The following is a 17,780-nucleotide window of genomic DNA, read 5'->3' on the forward strand; positions in this document are numbered from 1 at the left end:
CCCGCGGTTTCGCCTCGCACCCCCGCCCCGGGCAGCCGAGGCCCATGGACCGACGATCTTCCCCCAGGGCCGACAGCACCCTGCCGCTGCTGCTGCGCGGCTACGCGTGGCTGCCGAACCGGCTGCGCCGCCGTCCCGGGCCGGTGCTGCGAACCCGGCTGCTCGGCCGCCCGGCCGTGGCCCTGCACGGCCCGGAAGCGGTGCGCTTCTTCTACGACGAGCGCCACATCCGCCGCGCCGGCGCGCTGCCGGAGCCGGTGCGCGCCACCCTGTTCGGCCACGGCGCCGTCCACGGCCTCGACGGGGCTGCGCACCAGCTGCGCAAGGCGATGTTCCTCGGCCTGCTCGCCGATCCGCGCCGGCTGGAGCGGCTGGTCGGGAGCGTGGGCGAGGCCTGGGCCGCGGCGGTTCCGCGCTGGCGCGAACGCGGACAGGTCGTCGTGCTCGACGCGGTGGCCGGGGTGCTGACCGCGGGTGTCGCCCGCTGGGCCGGCCTCACCCTCCACGATGACGAGGTGGCGCCGCTGGCCCGCGACCTGGTTGCCATGGTGGACGGCTTCGCCACCATCGGCCCGCGCCACTTGCGGGCCCTGCCGGCACCCTCGTCCTGCTCGATCTCTACGGGCACCTCCACGACCCGGCGCTGTGGGAGGACCCCTACCGCTTCCACCCCCAGCGCTTCCTCGACGTGCCCGCCGACCCGCAGAAGCTGATCCCGCAGGGCGGCGGCGATGCGGCCACCGGCCACCGCTGCCCAGGCGCGGGCGTCATGGTGGGGCTGCTGGAATCCCTCGCACCACGGCTGGCACGGCTCGACTACACCGTCCCCGACCAGGACCTCACCATCGCGCTCGGCAGGGTGATCGCCCGCCCCCGCAGCGGCTTCGTCATCAACCTGACCTCCTGACACCCCACATCGCTCCGATGGCGCGTCACCGCTCGTAGATCATCTCGGGGAAGCGCGGCGACGGGCCGTCAAGGAGGTGGTCGTCGTGGCCGCGCAGCCAGCGGTCGAAGAACGACGCGACGTACGAGCGGGTGGCGAGCACCGCGCGGTCCGGGCGGACGTCGCCGACGTCGGCGGTCAGGTTCGCGCCGCTGATCGCGCCCTGGCGGGCGAGCTGGGGCAGCAGGGACTGCGCGTCGGTGTAGGAGCCGTGGCGGGAGCCGGTGAGGGTCACGTCGGCGTGCCAGCCGGTGCTGTGCTGCCACAGGGCGTCCCAGCCGGGCTGCCGGTGGTAGCTGCCGGAGTCGGGGTCCTGGGTGCCCATGAGCAGGAAGGGCCTGGTCAGGCCGTCCTCGGCGACGCTGGGCAGGAAGACGCCGGTCCTGCCGTCCGGGCCGGGGAAGTGCAGCTGGCCGTCGAGGTTGACGCCGGCCTTGAGGCGCGGATCGTCGTGCATGGTCTGGAGGGCCGTGGAGCCGCCACCGGAGTGGCCGACCATGCCGATCCGGTCGAGGTCGAGGGAGGCGGCCAGGCCGGCCGGTAGCTGCTGGTCGTGGTGCCGCCCGTCGTCGTGGTGCAGTCCGGCGAGCTGGTCCAGGACGAAGCGGGTGTCGTCGACCCGGGTCTGCAGCACCTTGCGCAGGAGGGCGCCCATGTCGAGACCGGGCTGCTCCATCAGCGCGGGGAGGACGGAGGTCGCGAGGTCCCCGTCGGGGAAGGCGACCTCGGAGGCGTCGTAGGTGTGGTCGACGGTGACGACGGTGTAGCCGCGCGAGGCGAGGTCCTCCACCAGGCCGGTGCCCCAGGTGCGCGGGTCGCCGAACCCCGCCGAGTACAGCACGACGGGCCGCCGGCCGCCGGGGACGGCGGGCGCGTCGGCGCGGGCGTGGGTGCGGATGCCCTTCCAGTCGGTGCGGCCTGGCTCGAATCCGTGTTCGCTCTGGCCTACGCTCCCGGCGCTGCCGAAGTGATCGGCGGCAGGGGGGAGCATGTACGGCGTACGGTCGTCGCCGGTGGCGGGCCGGGTGGTCGGGTACCAGAAGCTGATCATCAGTTTGCGGTGCTGTCCGGGCTTCCACGGGTCGTCCCGGCGGTCGTCCGTGAGCTGCAGGGACGTCGTGCCGACCGGGTACGGCCCGGTGGGCTGCGGCAGCCAGGCACTCGCCTGCCGTTCGGTGCCCCGCTCCGGCTCCGCCACCGCGCCCGGTGCGGCGACCGCCCCCGGTGCGGCGACCACGCCCAAGACCGCCGTCGCCGCCAGCAGCACCGCCGCCACGGCCCGTCCTCGCCCGTTCATCGCCGTTCCTCCTCGTTCGGTTCCGTCTCGCCCTCGGCAGGGGCGACGGTACGGGCGGGAAGGGGCGGAAGCCGTCATACCGGGGTGTCAAGTCCGCTGTGCTACCCCGGTATGACGGTGTCCGGGAGGGGCAGCCGCGGTTACTGACCCTGGCCGGCGCTTCCGATCGGGCCGATCTTCACCGGGGCGCTGTCGTCGGCGGCGGGCAGCGAGCCGGCGCCGGGCCAGGGCAGGGTGACCGACTGGGTCTCGTCCGGCGGGGTCACCACCAGGCCGGTGATCCGCAGGCCCGAGCCGCCCGTGTTGTTGGCCGGGTAACTGATGCCGAAGTAGGTCGACTTGCCGTTCGCCACGACGCCCGTGACGACCGGTTCGCCGGAGCGCTTCGCGGACAGCGTGCCCGAGGGGGTCGTCAGGTCGACGCCCGCGTATCCGGACAGCGTGCAGTCCTTGCCGCTGTGGTTCTTCAGCTCGACCACGACGGTGTTGGTGGGGTCGCCGGTGATGGTGTGGTCCGCGGCGGTGATGGTCAGGTCCGCGGTCCGGCACTTGGCGGTCTTCCCGGCGCCGGTGGAGCCGGCCGGTGCGGTGGTGGGGGCCGTGCCGGGCTTCCCCGGCTTGCTCGTGGCCGGTGCGTTCGAAGCCGGGCCGCCGACGGGGGCGGTGCCGGTGGACGCCGTCGGGCCGGCGGTCGAGGTGCCCTGTGCGGTGTCCGTGTCGTCGTTCTGGCAGGCGGTGAGCGAGAGGGCGGCGGCGACGGCGAGGGCGGCGAAGGCGAGCTTGCGAGCGTGCACGGTGTTTTCCTCCGGACGGGTCGGTGGCGCCTGGTGCTCGGTGTGAGCGGGTTTCCGAAGGCAGGGACCGCCGCCCGGGGCGGACCGTTCCACCCGGACCGCCCCCAGGACAGTGCTGTGACATGTACGGCCGGAGACCACCCGCGCCGTCGCCCGCCGGGCCGCGCCGTATCCTGCTGCCGACCTGCCCGGATGCCGGTTCGCAGCGTTGCCGCGCCCCGTCGACGGCGTCGCCGATCGTCGGTACACACCCGTGACCTGGACGATCTTGACCACGGACACGGGCGCGGCACCAACTCCCGGACGACGCCCCCGTGATGTGCCCGGACCGGCACGGTCACCGGGGCGGAACCGTCGGCCCCGTCCTCCGGCCCCGTCCTCCGGGACCGGCGGCGAGGCGACCGAGCGGGCCCCGCGCGGGGACTGTTCCGCGGCTGCGGGGGCAGTCGTCCACTGGCCGGTGGCGCGACGCGCTGGGAGCGGGCGGACGAAGGGCGGTTCGAGGTGGCGGCTGTGACGGGGAAGGCACCGGCGAACGAGCAGGTGGCGGCCGGTGTGCCGGAGCGCATTGGCTACCGGGTGAAGAGGTTGCTGCTCGGGCCGCCGCTGGTCACGGCGCAGCTGCGGGCCGAGAAGCTGTCGAAGCCGGTGGCGTTGGGGGTGCTCGCGCCGGATTGCATCAGTTCCAGCGCGTACGGGACCGAGCAGATGCTGACGCAGCTGGTGCCGGTGGCGGGGGTGGCGGGTTTCGCCCTGGTGATGCCGGTGACCGGGGTCATCCTGGCGCTGCTGGTCCTGCTCACGCTGTCCTACCGCGACGTGGTCATGACCTATACCCGTGCGGGTGGTTCGTACGTGGTGGCGCGGGAGAACTTCGGCCCGCGCGTCGCGCAGGTCGCGGCAGTGGCGCTGCTGATCGACTACGTCGTGACGGTGGCGGTGCAGACCGCCGCGGGGACGGACGCGGTCGCCTCCATGCTGCAACTGCTCTTCCACACGGACATCGGCCCGGACAAGCTGTGGGTGACCCTGGGCGTGGTGTGCCTGCTGTGCTACGGCAACCTGCGGGGCATCCGGGAGGCGGGTCGGGCGTTCTCCGTGCCGACCTACCTGTTCGTCCTCGCCGCGGGCCTGACCGTCGTCGTGGGCCTGGTCCGGCTGGCCACGGGCAGCCTGCCACGCCTGGGCGACGCGGACCTGCACGCGGCCGGGGCCGTGCCGGTCGGCGCCCCCGGCGGGGGGATGGCGGCGGGTGTCTCGCTGTTCGTCCTGATGCGGGCCTTCGCCAACGGCGGGTCCTCGCTGACGGGCCTGGAGGCGATCTCGAACGGCGTGGGCGCCTTCCGGCCGCCGCAGGGCGCCAACGCCCGCCGCACCCTGGTGATCATGAGCGCCACCCTCGGGGCCCTGGTCCTGGGGATCTCCACCCTCGCCTGGCAGACCCATGCGGTCCCCTTCACGTCCGGCAGCCCCACCGTGCTGGCGCAGGAGGCGCACCTGGTCTTCGGACAGAGCGGCTTCGGACAGGTCATGTTCGCGCTGGTCCAGGTGGCCACGGCGCTGATCCTGTACACCGGCGCGAACACTTCCTTCAACGGGTTCCCGTTCCTGGCCAGCTTCGTCGCCGAGGACGCCTTCCTGCCCCGCCGGCTCACCCTGCGCGGCCACCGCCTCGCGTTCTCCAACGGGATCCTGGTGCTCGCCGCCGTGTCCCTGGGGCTGCTGCTCGTGACCGGCGGAAACGTGACCAGGCTCGTCTCGCTCTACGCCATCGGCGTGTTCACCGGCTTCGTCATGGCCACCGCAGGCCTGACCAGGTACCACTGGCGACGTCGCGAGAAGCACCGCACGGTCAAGGCCGCGGTCAACGCGGCGGCCGCGACCGCCTCGGCCGCCGTGGTCGTCGTCTTCGCCGTCACCAAGTTCACCGAAGGCGCCTGGGCGGTGGTCGTCGTCTTCCCGATCGGGGTGTGGGCCCTCATCCGGACCAACGAGCGCTACCGCGCGGAGAGCGCCGTCCTGAACGCGGCGCCCGCCACGGCGACAACCGCCACCCGGTCACGCAACGTCGTCCTCCTCCTCGTCGACCGCCTGGACCTGGCCGTCATCACCGCCCTGCGCTACGCGCACACCCTGCGGGCCGCCGACCTCCGGGCCGTCCACATCGCGCTCGACAGCGCACACGCCGAGCAACTCCAGCGCGCGTGGCAGGCCAGCCAGGCCGCGGACATCCCCCTCGACCTGGTCGACTGTCCGGACCGGCGGCTGCACCGGGCCGTCGCCGGCCTCGCCTCCCGCACGAGTGCCGACGGCCGCACCGAGGTCACCCTGCTGATCCCGCGCCGCGCCTACGGGCCCCTCGTGGGACGGCTCCTGCACGCCCGCCGCGGCGACGCGATCGCGCACGCCGTCAGTCGGATCCCGCACGTCGCGGCCACCATTGTGCCCTTCGACGTCTCCGCGGCCCTCAGGGAACACCAGTGCCGTGCGGCGGCCGTACGCGCAGCCGGGCGGGAAGACGAAGGAGGAACGTCCGCCCAGGGCGAACCCTCGGTGGCGAGGCAGGGAACCGCGCCGTCGACGCCGCCCGAACCCGGCGGGCACTGACCCCGCAACCGCGATGGCCCACCAGGCGCCGACACCGCGCGACCACGCGGCGGGCGCCGGCGTCCGCCGGATTCGTCAACTACCCGACGGAGCGGTGGCAAACCGTAGCGGGCGGACCGCCGTCCGGTCAGCAGTGCCCAGTACCGGTCCCCGTAGGACCGGTGACGCCCGGCGGTTCAGCCCTGGAGTGAGTCGAGCCAGGAGGTCAGCAGGCGGTTCACCTCCTCGGGACGCTCCTGCTGTATCCAGTGCCCGCAGCCGTCCAGGATGTGGCTGGAGGTCAGGCCGGGGAGGGTGGCCGGGTAGGCGTCGATCGCGTCGGCCATCCAGGTCGTGGAGGCGTCGAGGGCGCCGCCGATGAACAGGGACGGTTGCTCGATCGGGGCGCCGCCGTAGGGGGCGAGGTCCTCCCAGTCGCGGTCCATGTTGCGGTAGCGGTTGAGGGCTCCGGTCATGCCGGTGCGCTCGAACTCCCCGGCGTACACGTCGAGGTCGTCCTCGGTCAGCCAGGCGGGCAGGCTGCCGCCGGGGAAGCGGTCGCGCAGCCGGCCGCCGGTGCGGGCCACGAAGTGGGGGTCGGGCTCGCCCGGGGTGGGCATGGTGTCGGCGGACATGGCTGCGTAGAAGCCCGCGAGCCAGCCCCGGAGGTCGGGCTCCATCTCCGCTTCGGCCCGGCCGGGCTCCTGGAAGTACGAGACGTAGAACTCCTGGTCGCCGCCCATCTGTGCGAAGACGTCGGTGGGGCGGGGGCCGCCGGGCGGCGCGTAGGGGACGCTCAGCAGTCCGACGGCGCGGAAGACCTCGGGGTGGAGGAGGGCGGAGGCCGCGGCGATGCCGGAACCCCAGTCGTGCCCGACGATCACCGCCTTCTCCTCGCCCAGGGCGCGCACCAGGGCGACGTTGTCCTCCACCAGGTCGAGCATCCGGTAGGCGTCCGTCGCGGCCGGCTTGGAGGAGCGGCCGTAGCCGCGCACGTCGAGCGCCACGGCCCGGTACCCCGCCGTCGCGAGGGCCGGGAGCTGGCGGCGCCAGGAGTACCAGGACTCGGGGAAGCCGTGGACGAGCAGGACCAGCGGTCCGGTGCCCTGTTCGACCAGGTGCAGGCGCCCGGCGGGTGCCTCGATGGTGCGGTGGCGCAGGTCGGCGGACGGCGCGGGCTGGTGCATGGCTTCTCCTCGGTTCACGGGCGGCCGCGGTTACCCACCGATCTTGCGGCGCGGCGGGCGCCCGACGCGAGAACCCTTGTCATCCTGGCAAACTGGCAGGACAGGGCGGTGGAGGCGGCATGGCTGGAGGGGGTGGGGCGATGGTGACGGACGACGGCATTGCCGACACGCTGGCGGTCATGGGCCCTCGACTGCGGACCGCGCGCGAGCAGCGCGGCGCCACCCTCACCGACGTCAGCCGCGCGACCGGCATCTCGCTGAGCACGCTGTCGCGGATCGAGACCGGTCGGCGCAAGCCGACCCTGGAGGTGCTGCTGCGGCTCGCGAAGGCGTACGACGTCTCCCTGGACGAGCTTGCCGGCACCGGACCGGTCGCCGCGGCCGGACCGCGCATCCGGGTGCCGCAGCGCCCCGCCGACGACAAGGTGGTGCTGCCGCTGACCCGGTTCGTGGGGGGCCTGCACGCCCACAAGCACGTCCTGCCCGCCGTCGACGCGCCACCGGCGCGGCCGCGGCAGGTCTCCCACGACGGGTACGAGTGGCTGTGCGTCCTGTACGGGCGGCTGTGGCTGGCGCTCGGTGACCAGGACCTCGTCCTGGGCGCCGGGGAGGTGGCCGAGTTCGACACCCGCACCGCCCACGGCGTCGCCAACGCCGGTCCCGGCGGACCGGTCGAATACCTGGTCATGTTCGGGCCGCAGGGAGAGCGCCTCCGACCGCGCACCCCAGTCCCCGGCCGCTGAGGCGAAGCGGCGCGGTGCTCGGTGGCGCCGGTCCTGACTCGCCTTCACCCACGGGCGCGGTGAGACACGGCCCCTTCCTCCTCCAGTCACTCCATGTTTCCGCAGTTCAGAGCACGTCCAGTAGGCAGGACAGGGACTGAAGGGACTCAATTCTCACTGTTCCGGCCTCTACCTGCGTGTGCGTATGCGCGGGCGTGAGAAGCCACATATTCGTTATGCGCTTCACAGCTGGGAAGTTGAGTCCCTTCAGTCCCTTTGACTCGAGCCCCAGCCCGCTGACCTACAGGTTCATCAGTGACCGAAGTGACGGGGACCGAACTGTTCCCAACGACGGTTCCACCCCTGGCCCCGGGGGGGAGCCTGGGTCCCGGGCAGAGGGGCCCCGAGGGCCGTCCTCACCCCCAGCCCCTGTCGCCCGGCAGCAGCGGCTCGGAGGGTCCGACCCGACCGCCCCGCACGGGCCGTCCCCGGCGCCGGGGATCTCAAGGACTCATAGGGACTCAAGGGACCAGGACAACGAGATGGTCACCGCTCCGCGAAGCTGCAGGCGTGTCGCTGAGTTAGGGTCAGACGCTGTGGAACTTCAGTCGCTTCAGTCCCTTCAGTCCCTGAACGGGGGTTCGATGGACCGGTCTCCCACCATCCCGCGACAACCGAGCCAGCAGCTCTGACAGCCGAGGAAAGACACCATGAGGTGCGGGGCTGCGCCCACGCGCCGTCGGGACCCCCTCAGCGACAGGCTCAACCGGGCGGCCTCGACCGGCGGCGGCCTCGCCGCCGCGGGCCACATCGCCCTGCCCGCGTGCGCCACCCTCCTCCCCGGGGCCGCGTACGCGGGACGCCCCACGCAACCGCGCCGTGACCAACTCGTCATCGACTCCGCGCTCCGCGCAGGCAGCCACCGCCCTATCCACCCCGGGGGACGCTCATGAGCAGCGAAGGAAGCACCGGCTTCGACGCGCACGCCGCCGCGGAGCAGCTCGCGGTCTTCGCCGCCGAACCCCGCCCGACCGCCAAGCTGCCCGCCCAGCAGGTCTCCGCTCCCTCGGCGGGGAGCCGGCCCGACGACTTCGTCCAGTCCGGCCTGCTGGTCAACCTCACCGACCGGGGCAACGCCAAGCTCTTCGCCCACCTGCACAACCACCGCTTCCGCCATGTCGAGGGCCTCGGCTGGTACGTGTGGGACGAGTACCGGTGGAAGCGCACAGGAGGCGAGAACGCCGCGATCTGGGCGGCCGGTGACATGGCCGAGGAGATGCCGCTCCACGACCCCAGGGGCCACTTCACCGACCGTGAACTCGTCCAGCACCGCAAGCGGGCCATGTCGACGTCCGGGGTCAAGGCGATGCTCGCCCAGGCGAAGGCCTCACCCGAACTGGCCCTGGACCCCGACGCCCTCGACGGTGACAAGTACGCCCTGTGCACCCCCGCCGGCGTCGTCGACCTTCGCACAGGCGAACTCCACAAGCCCGATCCACTCAGGGACCTCCACTCACGTGCGACCTACCTCGCGCCCGAGCCCAGTCCCGCGCCCCGCTTCGCCCGGTTCCTGACGGAGACCTTCGGCGACGACGACAAGGGCAGGGAGATGATCAACTTCGTTCACCTCCTGCTCGGCTACTCGATCACCGGCGACGTCGGCGGCCAGGTCCTGCCCTTCCTCTACGGCATCGGCGCCAACGGCAAGTCCGCCCTCATGGACATCGTCATCAAGATCCTCGGTGACTACGCCGACGTGGCACCGCCCGGCTTCCTGATGGAGCGGGGCAGGTTCAACGAGCACTCCACCGAGCTGACCGAGCTCCACGGCCGCCGTCTGTTCGTCTGCAGCGAGCTCAAGCCGCACGACAAGTTCGACGAGGCCCGCGTCAAGCTCCTCACCGGTGGCGACCGCCTCAAGGCACGCCGTATGCGGCAGGACTACTTCAGCTTCGAGCCCACCCACAAGCTGTGGCTGCTCGGCAACCATCGCCCCGAGGTCGGGACCGGCGGCCACGCCTTCTGGCGCCGCATCCGCCTGATCCCGTTCGACAAGGTCGTCCCGGACCACCGCAAGATCGACAACCTTGCCGAGGAACTCGTCAACCACGAGGGGGCCGGCATCCTCCACTGGATGATCCAGGGCGCGATGTCCTACCTCCGGACCAAGCCCTCCCTCGACGGACCCGCCGTCGTGCGCACCGCGACCCAGGCCTACGCCACCACCGAGGACCACATCGGGCGCTTTCTCGCCGAATGCTGCACCGCCGGGGAGGGTTCCGAGGAACCCCGCGACCTCAAGGTCGAACAAGGCGCGCTCTACCGCGCCTACAGCAACTGGTGCCAAGATGACGAAGGGCTCCGGCCCGCGACCACCCGCGCCTTCGCAATGCGCATCCGTGCCGAGGTCGGCATTTCCTCACCCAGCGAGATGCTTCGTTCCAACGGCGCCAAGTTCTATCCCGGTCTCGCCCTGCTCGCCGACGAACACTGATGAGAGCACGGGGCGATGGGACCGTTCCCGGTGTTGGACCGGCTCGGTACCACTGTCCGGAACCCCACCAGCCACCACCTACCATGCGACCACAGCGAATGAGCCAGGCACGGGCCGTCACCCGGCGCACCGTCACAGCGCGCGCGTGCCGCTCGGTAGCGTGGGCAGGAAGTTCGACGAGCACGGCGTGCACCGAAACCGAGGAGGGGCGAAAGCCATGAGCTCGCTACTGCAAGCAAGTGACATCACCCACGAGGACAAGGTGGTGTGGCTGGAAGATCCCGCTGAACTCGACTACGTACGCCAGGCCCTCGACAAGACCCCGCGCCGGCGGGGCAAGCCCCGCTACTACCGGGACGGCCGCATGGTCGGGTTCGCCGAACTCTGCGACACCGCGGAAGCCGACCCCGACAGCGGTCTGCAGAAACGCCGGGTGTTCTACCTGCTGCCGCACGACCGCGACGCGGAGCCCGACGGCCTCTACCGCGCCGGAGCCCCCGGCGAAGCCGTGGACCCCCGCACGATCGAGCCGCGGCACGTGGGCATGAAGACCGAGCGCTCGCAGCAGGGATCCGCCGCCGCGCGTACCACCGCCTGATTCGGGGATCCGGTCCCTCTGGTCCCTGAACGGCTCGGGTGGAGTACGAAGCAGTCGTTCTCGGCCGGGGTCTTCACGGGATCACCGGGAGTCCGGGCGCGGCCCCGGCACGCCGTCGGCCGGGTACGCGGTCCCCGTACGGGCCGGCGCGGAGGCCTGGCGCAGGGCGCTCACACGGCGCCCGCCCCGTCGGCGAAGGCCCTGGGCCCGCCCGCGTCCCCGGCGCCGCCCTCCAGGAGCGGCTTCCACCAGTCGGGGCGGTCGCGGTACCAGCCGACCGTCTCGGCCAGGCCCCGCTCGAACGGCACCTGGGGCGCGTACCCCAGCTGCTCACGGATCTTGGAGTCGTCGAGCGCGTACCGCAGGTCGTGCCCCTTGCGGTCGGCGACGTGCCGGACCATCTCCGGACCCGCCCCGCACAGCTCCAGCAGCCGCTGCGTGACCTCCCGGTTGGTCAGTTCGTTCCCGCCGCCCACGTTGTAGACCTCACCGGCCCGGCCCGAGGTCAGCACCAGTTGCACGGCCCGGCAGTGGTCGTCGACGTGCAGCCACTCGCGGACGTTGGCGCCCTGCCCGTACAGCGGCACCGGCCGCCCCTCGAACAGGTTCGTCACGAACCGGGGGATGAGCTTCTCCACGTGCTGGTACGGCCCGTAGTTGTTGGAGCAGCGCGTGATGGACACGTCCATCCCGTGGGTGCGCCAGTAGCTGCGCGCCATCAGGTCCGACCCCGCCTTGGACGCGGCGTACGGCGAGTTGGGGGCCAGCGGCCAGTCCTCCGTCCACGAGCCCGTGGCGATCGACCCGTACACCTCGTCGGTGGAGACGTGCACCACCCGCTCCACGCCGCTGGCCAGGCATGCCTCCAGCAGGCTCTGCGTCCCGCCGACATTGGTCGTCGTGAAGGCGGCGGCCCCGGCGATGGACCGGTCCACATGGGACTCGGCCGCGAAGTGCACCACCGCGTCGTGGCCCGGCAGCAGCTCGCGCAGCAGGGCGGTGTCGCACACGTCGCCCCGTACGAAGTCCAGCCGGGAGTGTGCGGCGGGCAGGTTGGCCCGGTTGCCCGCGTAGGTGAGCTTGTCCACCACCGTCACCCGGGCGTCCTCGTAGCCCGCGTAGCCGCCGGCGAGCAGGGTGCGCACGTAGTGCGACCCGATGAAACCGGCCGCACCGGTCACCAGCAGCCTCACACCGCCACCTCCACCCGGGCGTCGTCGCCCACCAGCAGCCGGTGGCGCGAGCGGCCGGAACTGACTGCGGCGCCCCGGCCGATCACCCCGGACAGGACCAGCGCTTTCATCGAGCCTTCTCCTCAGACGGTTTGCCGACTCGCCGGGCGGCGTTGCGAGGTTTGCCCCGTTCACCGCCCGGAGGCCGGTCAGGGGTTCGGAAGCGGCCCGGCCCGGGCCGCGCGGGTCGGCGCGGTTTCTTGTCGGCAGACACGGGAACAGGGTAGAGATCGCACAGTCCCAGCGACAGATCGCGTGGGCGGATGAGACGAGGAACCGTGGCAGAAAGCCGTTTCAGTGAGACCATCGCCCAGCTGGAGGCGGAGCTTCCCGGTATCGAGGCGCGGCGGCGGCGCCTGGAGGACGAGCTGACCGCTGCCGTGGCGCGCGAGAACGCCGTACGCGGCGCCATCCAGAGCCTGCAGGCCCTGGCCGGACTGCCGGCCTCGCAGGACATCACGCCGGTGGGCAGTATCCGGGCGGAGGCGGACGCCATCGTCGGGGACCGGCCGGAGCAGCTCGCGGCCGAAGTCGGGGCGGCGCTGGACCTGGGCCGGGAGTCGGCCGAGAAGGCCACCACGGGCACGGACACGGCCACGAAGACGGCGAAGAAGACCACCGCCAAGAAGGCTGCACCCGCGAAGAAGGCCACAGCGAAGAAGGCCACAGCGAAGAAGGCCACAGCGAAGAAGGCCACAGCGAAGAAGGCGGCACCCGCGAAGAAGACCGCGGCGAAGAAGACCACCGACGGCGCGCGGCCGCGCACCAGGGCGAAGAAGGAGGCCGCAGCCACGGGCACCGGGCCGGTGCGGACCGGCGCCGAACCGGCCACCGGGAAGAGCGAGACGACTGCGCCCGCGCCCAGGCGGCGAACCACCGGTGCCACCTCCGACAGCGTCCTGAGCGTGCTGGCCGACGCCCAGGGACCGGTGCGCGCCCGGGAAGTGACCGCCCGGCTGGGGATCGAGGAGTCGGCGGACAACGTGAACGCGGTGCGCACCATGCTGGAGCGCCTGGCCAAATCCGGCCGGGCGCAGCGCCCGGGCCGTGGCCTGTACGCGAAACTGGACGGCTGACCCGCGGGCCGGCCCTGCCGAGGGCCAGTTCGCGAATCTGAGAGGCCGGGAGGCCACCACCTGGGGGTGGCGGCCTCCTGTGCCTTCTCGGGGCCTCGGCTGCCCGGGTTCCGGGAGCAACGGGCGGGCCCCGTCGCTGGTCGGAGACCCCGTACAAGCGGTCTGCCCAAGCGTTCGGTCACTGCCTCTGTCGGAGCCGGCGCAGGGTGTTCAGTAGACGTCCGCGAGGCGGCACGGCTCCTGGACGGACGGGCACAGCTCGGCGCTGCGGTCGAGCACCGCCAGGTCCGCCAGGGTGGCGGCAGGGCGGGGCTGCGGCGGCGGGTTCTTGGCCAGCTGGTCCACGATCCCGTCCGCCCTCTACCCGGTGAGGGACCGCGCCGCCTGAGCGCGGCCACCGTGGCGCTGTCGGTTGCACGCCCGGCACACGTCATCCGGTCAGCCGGTCGTGATGGCGAAAGGCCCGTGGTTCGCGAAGACGCGCTCGGCGAAGTTCTCGCTGATGCGGCGGTGTCCTTCGGGACCGGGGTGAATCGCGTCCGGCAGGGGGAACTCGTCGTGGTCGCTCTCGCCGTAGAGGTCGAGCCCGTCGAGGTAGTGGAGGTCGGGGTCCTCGACGGACCGCTGCTCGACGATGTCGGCCAGGACCTCGCGGACGATCGTGAGCGTCAGCCGTCCGGCTGCGGTCTCGGCCGGATCACCGGTGGCCCTGAACTTCAGGGTTCCACTGGAGAGGTCCGGCATGAGAGGTCCGGGGGTGTTCTCGTGGGTCGGGCACAAGATGGGGGAGACCAGGAGCAAGGGGGTTGTGGGGTGACCCTCGCGGATGGTGTCGAGGAAGCCGTGGATGGCGGGGGCGAAGGCGCGCAGGCGCATGGCGTCGCTGTTGACGATGTTGATGCCGAGCTTGAGGCTGATCAGATCTGCGGGGGTGTCGCGCATCGCGCGGGCGATGAACGGGTCGACCAGTGCGCTGCCGCCGAAGCCGAGGTTGATCAGCTCCACATCGCCTGCGGAGGCGGCCAGGGCGGGCCAGATGGTGCTGGGGAAGACGGCGTTGGATCCGTGGCTGATGGAGCTGCCGTGGTGCAGCCACACCCGCCGCCCCTTGTCCGGGGCAGGCTCGACGGGGGCGTCGGTGCGCAGGGCGATGACCTCGGTGATCTCCGCGTGCGGGAGCCAGATCTCGATGTCCTTCTCGCCCGGGGGAAGGTCGGTGAAGTGGGCGGTGCCTGCGGGGCCCGGGGTGAAGTCCGCAGTCTGGGTCTGCATGTCGGTGATGGTGCGCAGGTTCCCGCCGTCCACGGTGGCCTGGGCGGTGAGGCGGCCGTCGACCAGGAGGTCGTAGATGCCGTCCGGCGGGGGCGGGAAGCCCCGGTAGACGCGTTTGGTGGGCAGGGTGTCCAGGCGGATGGTGGTGGCGTTGGTACGGAAGACCAGCCGGACACCGGAGGGCTGGGCCTCGGCCACGGCCAGCCGGTCGTCGGGAATCCGGCGGCGCGCCCACGCAGGCAGCCGGTGCGGCAGCAGGCCGTGGGCGGTCTCTTCCACGTCGAGGTGCCCGCGCAGGAAGTCGGCAGTGATGGGGGTGGTGATCAGGTTCTGTTCGGTGCTCATCGCCTCAAGCCTTTTGATCCTCGGTCGGGGCGGCCGGTTGGGACCGGCTCCGCAGTGCGGTGTCGAGGCAGTCCAGGGTCCAGGCCCAGGACTGCTCAGCGGCTACGTCCGTGTGGTCGAAAGCGCCGGCCGCCTCCAGGGAGGCATAGCCGTGGAAGACGCTGCCCAGCATGCGGACCGCGTGCGTCTGGGCCGGCTCGGCCAGGTCGTAGCCGCGCAGGATCGCCCGTGTCATCTGTGCATGCCGGACGCCGGCGCTGGCCGCGGCAGTCTGCGGGTCGAGCCGGTACCGCGCTGCTTCGTACCGGCCGGGGTGCGCCCGGGCGTAGTCCCGGTAGGCGTTCGCGAAGGCTGTCAGGGCGTCCCTGCCCGCGCGCCCGGCCACGGCGTCGGCGACCCGGTCGGCGAGTTCCTCCAGTGCGAACAGCGCGATCCGGGTCTTGAGCTCGTGGGAGTTCTTCACATGCGCGTACAGGCTCGCCGGCTTGACGTCGAAACGCCGGGCGAGCGCGGACAGGCTCACCTGGCCGAAACCGGCCTCATCGGCGAGTTCCGCGCCGGCGAGCGTCAGCCGTTCCGGATTCAGTCCTGCCCGAACCAAAACCATCACCCACTCTCAGTATGCCTATGGCCAGTGTGTATCTACCTATGACCTATAGGCAAATACTGTACTCGTTAAGGTTGGTCGCCGGGTGTCGTACCGCACTCCTTGCGGAGTGCGAGGTGGAAGCCGCCCTGGCCGCGGCAGCCGATGCGCCGGGCGGTGTCCTGCTGCGGCAACGCCGGCTGTCCATGGGCGCGATGCTGGTACGTGAGACCCAGGGCTGGGACCAGGACGCCTTCGACAACCTCGGCGCCGCCATCAACAGCGGCTTTCCCGAGGTCGTCGGCCCGGCCCAGCTCGTCCAGGCGCTGATGGCCTACCGCATCGGCGACCGGGACTTCGCGGAGTTCTGCTACCGCGAGGCGGCCCACGGCGCGGTGCCTCACGCCGCCGTGCAGGCCGCCTTCCACCTCGGCGACATGCTCCGGGCCCGCGGGGACGTGGCGGGAGCCCGGGCGCAGTTCGCCGCCGCGGCCCGCTCCGGCGACCCGGAGTCCCGCAGGTGAAGGCCGCTGCCGAGGCCGGTCTCGCCCGGATCCGCAGCGACCGCAGGTGACGGCCGTCCCGTCTGCCCGGGGGCGATGGGGGCGGTCCCGGTCGCTCGGGTCGCTGCTCCTGGGCGACGTCGTCGGGGGATCCTGTCGGCGGCCGGTTCGGACTCGGGTTCCCTGCCGCTGCCGGTCGGCGGGGAGTCGTCCGGCTGCGGATGTCACAACCGCGTAGTCGTCGACGGAGTCAGGGTCCGGTGCCGGTGGCCGGTCGCCCGGCCGGCTGCTGCGGGGCTTCGACCGGGAAGTGGATCGGACTGAGCAGGTACTGCGCCCGCTCGGGGCCGGGCGAGTTGGCCAGTCTCGGCACGATGGCCGTACGTAGCTCGCCGATCAGCTCCGCCAGTTCCGCCGGGCTGAGCCAGAGGGCGTGCTGTCGGTAGCCCACCTGGTCGGCCACGGGGTCCGCCTCCTCGCGGTCGAGGTAGGCGTTGAACTCGGCCAGCAGCGCGGTCATCGCGGTGGCGAACGCCTGCCGATGGTCCTCGGGGGTGAGCGTGCGGACGACTCCGGCGCCGACGGCGGCCCGGTCCTGGCACAGCCGGTAGTGCCGTTCCACCGCCCCGCGCACCCGGTGCTCCTCGGCCACCTCCAGGATCCCGCCGTTCACCAGCAGATCGATGTGCCGGTAGACGGTGGCCTTGGAGGCTTCCGGGATGCGCGCACACAGCTGAGCGGTGGTCAGCAGCCGTCCGCCACCCATCGCATGCACGATCCGCAGCCGGATGGGGTGGGCGAGCAGCTTCAGCGAGTCCATATTCAAATCTTCTCACAACTGCTACCGTTCTCAACTATGAGAATGAATGGGGACGGGGCTCTGGAGGTGGCGCGCCGTTTCGCCGCGCTGCTGCTGGACGAGCACTTCGACCAGACCGTGGAACTCTTCGCGCCCCCGCTGCGGGCCGCGGTCTCCTCCGAAGCGCTCCGGCTGGCATGGGCGGCCGAGGCCGTCGCGCACGGCGGGATCCGGGCGGTCCAGGAGCCGGAGGTCGAGGCCGGTGAAACCGACCTGCTCCGCGTGCGCATCGCGATCACCTGCGCCGACGGAAGCTTCACCGTGGTCACATCAGTCGGCGACGACGGCCGGCTGCACGGACTGCGACTCGACCCGCACGGAGGCGCCGCGTGGCAGCCTCCGCACTACACGCAGCAGGACCTGTTCACCGAACGGGACGTCCTGCTCGGCACCGGGCCGTTCGCCGTGCCCGGCACGCTCACCCTCCCCCGGGGCCCAGGACCGTGGCCCGCCGCGGTCCTGCTCGCCGGCGGCGGACCGTTCGACCGGGACGAGACCAGCGGCCCGAACAAACCGCTCAAGGACCTCGCCTGGGGCCTCGCCTGCCGCCAGGTGGCCGTGCTGCGCTTCGACAAACCGACCTTCGCACACCCGGACCGCCTGCCCGCCGACTTCACCATGGCCGACGAGTACCTGCCACCCGCGCTCGCCGCCCTCCACCTGCTGCGGCACCACCCCGACATAGACCCCGACCGGATCCATCTGCTCGGGCACAGCATGGGCGGCAAGGCGGCGCCCCGGATCGCCGCCGCCGATCCGTCGATCGCGGGCCTCGTCCTCCTCGCCGCGGACGCGCAGCCGATGCACCAGGCCGCCGTCCGGGTCGCCCGCCACCTCGCGGCCCTCACCCCCGGCCCGAGCACTGACCAGGCGGTGGCCGCGCTCACCCGCAAGGCCGAGCTGGTGGCAGCACCGGAACTCACCCCCGACACACCCCCGGAACTTCTGCCCCTGGGCTTCTCCGCCGCCTACTGGCTCGACCTGCGCGCCTACGACCCGCTGGCCACGGCGGCCGCACTGACCCACCCGATGCTGATCCTGCAGGGCGGGCGGGACTACCAAGTCACCGTCACCGACGACCTGGCGCTCTGGCAACAGGCCCTGGCACACCGACACGGAGTGAGGATCCGGATCCACCAGGACCTCAACCACCTCTTCTTCCCGGGCGACGGCGCTCCCACCCCAGCCGACTACAGCAAGCCAGGACATGTCGCTCTCGCAGTGGTGGACGAGATCGCGGCCTGGCTGGCGCCGTGATAGGAGAAGGCGGCGCCCCGCCTGGC

General features: G+C 72.1%; 15 protein-coding genes and 1 pseudogene. 8 read left to right on the top strand and 8 right to left on the bottom strand.

From position 1 onward, the window contains the following. Positions 1-44: 44 nt before the first annotated feature. Positions 45-907 (top strand): annotated as a pseudogene (locus HS99_RS13665) (cytochrome P450). 25 nt (positions 908-932) lie between these two features. Here the strand turns inward: HS99_RS13665 and HS99_RS13670 are convergent. Together HS99_RS13670 and HS99_RS13675 are read right to left on the bottom strand one after the other, a co-directional pair. Further along, entirely contained in the window at positions 933-2,243 is a 1,311-nt protein-coding gene (locus HS99_RS13670) for an alpha/beta hydrolase family protein (RefSeq protein ID WP_030555739.1), read from the bottom strand. A 140-nt stretch (positions 2,244-2,383) separates the two neighbouring features. Continuing rightward, a complete protein-coding gene (locus tag HS99_RS13675; protein WP_030555737.1) occupies positions 2,384-3,037 on the bottom strand; it encodes a DUF4232 domain-containing protein in 654 nt (217 codons plus the stop codon). Positions 3,038-3,550: 513 nt separating this feature from the next. Here HS99_RS13675 and HS99_RS13685 point away from each other — a divergent pair. Next, positions 3,551-5,644, top strand: a complete 2,094-nt coding sequence (locus HS99_RS13685; protein ID WP_232543215.1) for an APC family permease — start codon at positions 3,551-3,553, stop codon at positions 5,642-5,644. Positions 5,645-5,820: 176 nt separating this feature from the next. On the opposite strand, the gene HS99_RS13690 is transcribed toward HS99_RS13685, so the two are convergent. Then, positions 5,821-6,810, bottom strand: coding sequence for an alpha/beta fold hydrolase (locus HS99_RS13690; RefSeq protein WP_030555733.1), 990 nt, complete (start codon positions 6,808-6,810; stop codon positions 5,821-5,823). Between the two features lie 119 nt (positions 6,811-6,929). Between HS99_RS13690 and HS99_RS13695 the strand changes: the two genes are divergently transcribed. The 3 genes from HS99_RS13695 (at position 6,930) to HS99_RS13710 (ending at position 10,624) form a co-directional block, all read left to right on the top strand. After that, entirely contained in the window at positions 6,930-7,553 is a 624-nt protein-coding gene (locus HS99_RS13695; RefSeq protein ID WP_232543214.1) for a helix-turn-helix domain-containing protein, read from the top strand. A 928-nt stretch (positions 7,554-8,481) separates the two neighbouring features. Continuing rightward, complete coding sequence (locus tag HS99_RS13705; protein WP_030555730.1) at positions 8,482-10,026, top strand: DNA primase family protein; 1,545 nt, start codon at positions 8,482-8,484, stop codon at positions 10,024-10,026. A gap of 217 nt (positions 10,027-10,243) precedes the next feature. Continuing rightward, positions 10,244-10,624, top strand: coding sequence for a DUF6009 family protein (locus HS99_RS13710; protein ID WP_030555728.1), 381 nt, complete (start codon positions 10,244-10,246; stop codon positions 10,622-10,624). A gap of 170 nt (positions 10,625-10,794) precedes the next feature. On the opposite strand, the gene rfbB is transcribed toward HS99_RS13710, so the two are convergent. Then, a complete protein-coding gene (rfbB, locus tag HS99_RS13715; RefSeq protein ID WP_046385886.1) occupies positions 10,795-11,817 on the bottom strand; it encodes a dTDP-glucose 4,6-dehydratase in 1,023 nt (340 codons plus the stop codon). A gap of 317 nt (positions 11,818-12,134) precedes the next feature. Here rfbB and HS99_RS43290 point away from each other — a divergent pair, with 317 nt between their 5' ends. Further along, entirely contained in the window at positions 12,135-12,932 is a 798-nt protein-coding gene (locus HS99_RS43290) for a type IV toxin-antitoxin system AbiEi family antitoxin domain-containing protein (RefSeq protein WP_050366153.1), read from the top strand. Positions 12,933-13,142: 210 nt separating this feature from the next. On the opposite strand, the gene HS99_RS47755 is transcribed toward HS99_RS43290, so the two are convergent. From HS99_RS47755 to HS99_RS13730, 3 genes are all read right to left on the bottom strand, one after another. Beyond that, entirely contained in the window at positions 13,143-13,277 is a 135-nt protein-coding gene (locus HS99_RS47755) for a hypothetical protein (RefSeq protein ID WP_267885574.1), read from the bottom strand. Between the two features lie 93 nt (positions 13,278-13,370). Next, positions 13,371-14,549, bottom strand: coding sequence for a GDSL-type esterase/lipase family protein (locus tag HS99_RS13725; RefSeq protein WP_030555721.1), 1,179 nt, complete (start codon positions 14,547-14,549; stop codon positions 13,371-13,373). Positions 14,550-14,553: 4 nt separating this feature from the next. Further along, positions 14,554-15,150 (bottom strand): TetR/AcrR family transcriptional regulator, encoded by a 597-nt coding sequence (locus tag HS99_RS13730; protein WP_030555719.1) that lies wholly within the window; start codon positions 15,148-15,150, stop codon positions 14,554-14,556. 122 nt (positions 15,151-15,272) lie between these two features. Between HS99_RS13730 and HS99_RS13735 the strand changes: the two genes are divergently transcribed. Then, entirely contained in the window at positions 15,273-15,659 is a 387-nt protein-coding gene (locus HS99_RS13735) for a hypothetical protein (protein WP_030555717.1), read from the top strand. A gap of 229 nt (positions 15,660-15,888) precedes the next feature. Here HS99_RS13735 and HS99_RS13740 read toward each other — a convergent pair whose 3' ends face one another. Then, positions 15,889-16,458, bottom strand: a complete 570-nt coding sequence (locus tag HS99_RS13740) for a helix-turn-helix domain-containing protein (RefSeq protein ID WP_030555715.1) — start codon at positions 16,456-16,458, stop codon at positions 15,889-15,891. A gap of 42 nt (positions 16,459-16,500) precedes the next feature. On the opposite strand from HS99_RS13740, the gene HS99_RS13745 reads away from it, so the two are divergent. Next, positions 16,501-17,754 carry an alpha/beta hydrolase family protein gene (locus HS99_RS13745; RefSeq protein WP_094743025.1) on the top strand — a complete coding sequence of 418 codons (1,254 nt, stop codon included), beginning with the start codon at positions 16,501-16,503 and terminating at the stop codon, positions 17,752-17,754. Positions 17,755-17,780 lie beyond the last annotated feature (26 nt).

The sequence above is a fragment of the Kitasatospora aureofaciens genome (assembly GCF_001188955.3).
Taxonomy (GTDB): domain Bacteria; phylum Actinomycetota; class Actinomycetes; order Streptomycetales; family Streptomycetaceae; genus Kitasatospora; species Kitasatospora aureofaciens.

What these genes read in the sequence shown, in the direction of transcription:
- HS99_RS13670 (WP_030555739.1), bottom strand. Translation starts at nt 2,243, where the DNA reads ATGAACGGGCGAGGACGGGCCGTGGCGGCGGTGCTGCTGGCGGCGACG.
- HS99_RS13745 (WP_094743025.1), top strand. Translation starts at nt 16,501, where the DNA reads ATGAATGGGGACGGGGCTCTGGAGGTGGCGCGCCGTTTCGCCGCGCTG.
- HS99_RS13705 (WP_030555730.1), top strand. Translation starts at nt 8,482, where the DNA reads ATGAGCAGCGAAGGAAGCACCGGCTTCGACGCGCACGCCGCCGCGGAG.
- HS99_RS13710 (WP_030555728.1), top strand. Translation starts at nt 10,244, where the DNA reads ATGAGCTCGCTACTGCAAGCAAGTGACATCACCCACGAGGACAAGGTG.
- HS99_RS13740 (WP_030555715.1), bottom strand. Translation starts at nt 16,458, where the DNA reads ATGGACTCGCTGAAGCTGCTCGCCCACCCCATCCGGCTGCGGATCGTG.
- HS99_RS13690 (WP_030555733.1), bottom strand. Translation starts at nt 6,810, where the DNA reads ATGCACCAGCCCGCGCCGTCCGCCGACCTGCGCCACCGCACCATCGAG.
- HS99_RS13725 (WP_030555721.1), bottom strand. Translation starts at nt 14,549, where the DNA reads ATGAGCACCGAACAGAACCTGATCACCACCCCCATCACTGCCGACTTC.
- HS99_RS13695 (WP_232543214.1), top strand. Translation starts at nt 6,930, where the DNA reads ATGGCTGGAGGGGGTGGGGCGATGGTGACGGACGACGGCATTGCCGAC.